Annotated in this window: 5 protein-coding genes; 3 read left to right on the forward strand and 2 right to left on the reverse strand. The window is 66.7% G+C overall.

Annotation, left to right across the window (positions count from 1 at the left end):
- Nucleotides 1-191 precede the first annotated feature (191 nt).
- Complete coding sequence (locus tag ON44_RS02800) at nt 192-944, forward strand: alpha/beta fold hydrolase (protein ID WP_040686200.1); 753 nt, start codon at nt 192-194, stop codon at nt 942-944.
- Nucleotides 945-951: 7 nt separating this feature from the next.
- Here the strand turns inward: ON44_RS02800 and ON44_RS02805 are convergent, their stop codons facing one another.
- Nucleotides 952-1830: an HhH-GPD family protein gene (locus tag ON44_RS02805; RefSeq protein WP_040686203.1), complete on the reverse strand. Its 879-nt coding sequence runs from the start codon at nt 1828-1830 to the stop codon at nt 952-954.
- 153 nt (nt 1831-1983) lie between these two features.
- On the opposite strand from ON44_RS02805, the gene ON44_RS02810 reads away from it, so the two are divergent.
- Together ON44_RS02810 and ON44_RS02815 are read left to right on the forward strand one after the other, a co-directional pair.
- Entirely contained in the window at nt 1984-2607 is a 624-nt protein-coding gene (locus ON44_RS02810) for a carbonic anhydrase (protein WP_040686204.1), read from the forward strand.
- Between the two features lie 121 nt (nt 2608-2728).
- Entirely contained in the window at nt 2729-3409 is a 681-nt protein-coding gene (locus tag ON44_RS02815; protein ID WP_040686201.1) for a hypothetical protein, read from the forward strand.
- 109 nt (nt 3410-3518) lie between these two features.
- On the opposite strand, the gene radA is transcribed toward ON44_RS02815, so the two are convergent.
- Nucleotides 3519-4925 carry a DNA repair protein RadA gene (radA, locus tag ON44_RS02820; protein WP_040686202.1) on the reverse strand — a complete coding sequence of 469 codons (1407 nt, stop codon included), beginning with the start codon at nt 4923-4925 and terminating at the stop codon, nt 3519-3521.
- Nucleotides 4926-4949 lie beyond the last annotated feature (24 nt).

The following is a 4949-nucleotide window of genomic DNA, read 5'->3' on the forward strand; positions in this document are numbered from 1 at the left end:
GCCAAACGATCCGCCATCGGTGACCACCACGGAGCGAGTCTTACGAGCGACCCGTTCGCGGCCCGTCTCGCGTCCGAGTCGTCGAAGCGCATGCGACGAAGTCGCGAGTCTCGACGGCTCGGACGCGAGACACAGGGGGCCGCGAACACGCCGCGCCGAAGGCGCGGCCAAAGGTACTGCAAAATGTCACAGTGTTGTATGACGAAGGCGGAGCGGGGGTGCCGATCCTGCTGCTGCACGGACTGATGGGCAGTGCCCGCACTTGGCGCGATCACCTGTCCTGGCTGCGGGAGTTCGGCCACGTCTATACCTTCGACGCCGCCGGTCACGGTCGTCCCGCGCCCGTGGAACTGACCACCGAGGCCTTCATCGACGACCTCGCCGCGGCCACCGCCGAAATTTCCGAACCCATGGTGGTCATCGGACATTCGATGGGCGGGCTGCACGGCTGGGTTTTCGCGGCGCGGTATCCGGAGCGGGTGCGCGCGCTGGTGGTCGAGGATATCGCCCCCGACTTCCGCGGCCGTACCGCCGCGAACTGGGCGGCCATGATCGAGGCCTGGCCGCAGCCGTTTCCGGATGCGGACGCGGTGCTGGATTTCTTCGGCCCGGTCGCCGGTCGCTACTTTCTCGACTCGTTCGAGCGCGGCCCCGACGGTTACCGCCTGCACGGTTCGGTCGCCACCTTCCGCGATATCTCCGAGGAGTGGGGCACCCGCGACTTCTGGGCGCAATGGCGCGCGGTCGAAGCGCCCGTTCTCTTGCTCGAAGGCGAATTCACCATCACCCCCGAGGGCCAGATGCGGCAGATGGCCGACGTCCACCCGGACGCCGCCTACGTCCGCATCCCGAACGCGGGCCACCTGGTGCACGACGACCAACCGGAGCGCTACCGCGCCGAAGTCGAAGCATTCCTCCGGAAAGTCCTGAACCTTCCGGCATGAGGTTGCGCTAGCCCTCACCGGCGAGCGCGAACAACCCGTCGGGGGTTTGTTCGATGAGGCCGTCGACGAGCAGGGAGTCCAAAGCTCGGTCGCGCTGGCCGGGATCGCGAGTCCAGGCCAGATCCAACCGGATTCGCTCGACCGGACCGGTCGCGTCGCGCAACACATCGAGCAGCCGACCGCGCGCCTGGCGATCGGTGCCCTCGTACTTCTGCGTCTTGCGCACCACATCGGAGACCGGCCTGCCCGCCGAAACCCACGCGCATTGCGGCAGCGGGCAACGCGAGCAGTCGGGCGTACGCGCCGTGCACACCGTCGCGCCGAGTTCCATCAGCGCGGCGGAAAACATTGCGGCATGGTCGATTCGGCGCGGCAGTAGCGCTTCGGTCTCGGGCAGATCGCGCGACGACGGATTACCGGCCTCCGCGCGCCCGTGCACGGCACGCGCCACTACCCGGCGAACATTGGTGTCCACCACCGGAACTCGCTGTCCATAGGCGAAACAGGCCACCGCCCGCGCGGTATACGCGCCGATACCCGGCAGACCGAGTAGCACATCGACATCGGCCGGCACCTCGTCACCGTGTTCCTCGGCGAGCACCTTCGCGCATTCGTGCAGCCGCAGCGCCCGCCGCGGATATCCGAGCTTGCCCCAGGCGCGCAGCACCTCGGCCTGCGACGAGGCCGCCATGGCGGAGGGGACCGGCCAGCGCGCGACCCACTCCCGCCAGATCGGCTCGACCCGCACCACCGGCGTCTGCTGCAGCATGATTTCGCTCATCAGGATCTGCCAGGCGGTGACGTCCTTGCGTCGCCACGGCAGATCCCGCGCGGTCTCCCGATACCAGTCCAGCAACGATTCGGCATCCACCCGGTTGGTACCCATCGTGATCTTGGGTTTTCCGCCTGCACGCTGTTGCGCTGCGCCGCCCTTCGACACTGCCCTCACCGTTCCTATTGTCCTGCGGCCGGTCGATATTTGCCGAGCCGTAACGAAACGGACTCGCTGGTAACCACTGCGATGTGCACAATGGTCGGTATGCCGGATTCCAACCCGATCAGTGCCTGGAAATCCCTTCGCGAGGGCAATGCACGCTTCGTGAACGGCAACCTGCTGCATCCTAGTCAGGGCGCGGCCGACCGGGCCAAGCTCGTCAGCGGCCAGCACCCACACGCGATCCTGTTCGGCTGCGGTGACTCCCGCGTAGCCGCCGAGCTGATTTTCGACCAGGGCCTCGGCGATATGTTCGTCGTGCGCACCGCGGGCCATGTCGTGGACAGCTCGGTGCTCGGCTCGATCGAGTACGGGGTGCAGGTATTGAACGTGCCGCTGATCGTGGTGCTCGGCCACGACAGTTGCGGCGCGGTGAAGGCCACCATCGACGCGCTGGACGGCGGCGAGGTGCCCGGCGGATTCATCCGCAGTGTCGTCGAGCGAGTCACGCCGTCGATTCTGATCGGGCGCCGGGAGGGGCTGTCCACCGTCGACGAGATGGAGGCCAGGCATGTGGTGGAGACCAGCCGACTGCTCATGCAGCGCTCGATGATCATTTCGCAGCGCGTTGCGACGGGTGAATGCGCGATCGCCTGCGTCACATACAAACTGGCCGAGGGCGAGGTCAAGTTGCAGCGAGTCGTCGGCAATATCGGTGAGCTGGTCTGATACGGCCGATCCGAGACATCCAACGGTGGGAGCGGAATTTACCTGCCGTGCGCGGGTTTTCCGATCCGACACGCCGGGGTCCTGAGTCGCTGTACCGGATCGTGCCCTTACCGTTGACTCCGTGCTGGAACCGAATGGACCGCTGCCTCCGGAGATCTATTGGCGACGCCGCGCGCTCGCCGTAGGTGTTCTGGTCGTGGCGCTCGCACTGGTGATCTGGTTGGTATTGACGGTAACGCGCGGCGGCGATTCGCCCGGTACGACAAAGGCGGCCGCGACGAGTTCCGCGTCGGCGACGAATAAGCCCGCGGGCGCATCCTCCTCGACGCCGCCGCCGAGCACCGGCGAATCCAGCGCGAAGCCCTCCGGCACTACCGCTGCTGCCGCGAGCAACAGCCAGGTCGCCGCGGGTATCTGCCCGGATCAGTCGCTGGCGGTGAAGGTGACCGTCGAGCAGCCGACCTACAAGACCGGTGAGAATCCGGTATTCGGCATCGTGATCACCAATATCTCGTCCACGGTCTGTTCGCGCGATGTCGGCTCCGGACTGCAGCAGGTCTCGGTGACCAGCCTCGACGGTCAGCGCCGCCTCTGGTCGAGCACCGACTGCTACCCGGACGGCGCCCCCGACGTCCGTACCCTGAACCGCGGCGAACAGGCGGCCTTCATGGTCACCTGGTCCGGCTCGACCTCCCAACCCAACTGTGCGGGCGACCGCGTCCAGGTCCCACCAGGCGCATACGCCGTTGTCGCCCAACTGGGCTCACTTCGCAGCGCCGCCGAACCCTTCAACATCGCCTGACCTCGGGCGCTGTCGCATATGCAGTGGTCATCGCGCATAGGCTCTGGCTTGTGCGTGATAACCACTGACTGTGCGTGATCACTCAGGTTGTGCGACAGCTACTGTCGGCTCAGAAGTCTGGGGCGGTTTCGGTGCTTGCCGCGCGCTGTTTGCGCAGGCCTGCGAGGCGGATGGCCGTCTTGACGTCGGTCACCTCGTGGATCTTCATGCCGCTCTTGGTGCTTGCCAAACCGGGAGGGACCAGCGCGGTGGTGAAGCCGAGGCGTTCGGCCTCGGCGAGTCTGCGCTCCAGGCCGGTGACCCGGCGCACCTCGCCCGCCAGCCCGACCTCACCGAGGATGACCCAGCCGACCGGCAGCGCCTGATCGCGCTCGGCACTCGCAATGGCAAGTGCCACAGCGAGATCCGCTGCGGGCTCCAGCAGGCGCATACCGCCGACGGTCGCGGCGTACACATCGTGTTTGCCGAGGAACACCCGCCCGCGGCTCTGCAGTACGGCCAGCACCATCGCGACCCGGTTGTAGTCCAGCCCGCTCACCGCCCGCCGCGGATTCGGGATCTCGGTGTGCACGGTCAGGCCCTGTACCTCGGCGACCAGCGGTCGCTTACCGTCCATCGCGACCGTGACCGCCGTACCCGATACCGAATCGGTGCGGTGGTGCAGAAACAGCCCGGACGGATCGGTGACGCAGGAGATTCCGTCGTCGTGCAATTCGAAACAGCCGACCTCGTCGGAGCTGCCGAAGCGGTTCTTGATGCCGCGCACCATGCGCAGTGTGGAGTTCTTGTCGCCCTCGAACTGCAGCACCACATCCACCAGATGTTCGAGCGTGCGCGGGCCCGCGACATTGCCGTCCTTTGTGACATGTCCGACCAAAAGCACCGCGATGCCGCTCGCCTTGGCCAGTGACGTGAGCGCCGCCGCTACCGCGCGCACCTGGGTGACGCCGCCGATGGTGCCGTCCACCTCCGGTACGAGCATGGTCTGCACCGAGTCGACCACCAGCAGTGTCGGGCGCACCTGTTCGACATGGCCGAGCACGATCGACAGATCCGATTCCGCTGCGAGATAGACCCTTTCGTGCACCGCATTGGTCCGGTCGGCACGCAGCCGAACCTGTCCGGCCGATTCCTCGGCGGTGACATACAGCGACTTCTCATCGCGCTGAGTGGCCCAACGATGGGCGACCTCCAACAGCAGCGTCGACTTGCCGACACCGGGCTCACCGGAGAGCAGTACGACCGATCCCGGCACGATGCCCCCGCCGAGCACCCGGTCGAGTTCCTCGACCCCGGTCGGCCTGGCCTTGGTGACCTTCGAATCGATATGCGAGATGGGCGCGGCGGCGGTGCTCGGCAGCATCGCCTTGCGCCCGACCGGTGATGCCGCGGTCGCCGCCGATCCGGCTACCTCGTCGACGGTGCCCCATGCGCCGCAGTCCGGGCATTTGCCCACCCACTTGGCGACCTCGTACCGGCATTCGGAGCATCGGAAGATCGACTTGGTCTTGGCCACAGGCGCACCTTACGTACCACCCCC

Origin of the sequence: Nocardia vinacea NBRC 16497, from assembly GCF_000308835.1 — a bacterium.
Classification (GTDB): Bacteria; Actinomycetota; Actinomycetes; order Mycobacteriales; family Mycobacteriaceae; genus Nocardia; species Nocardia vinacea.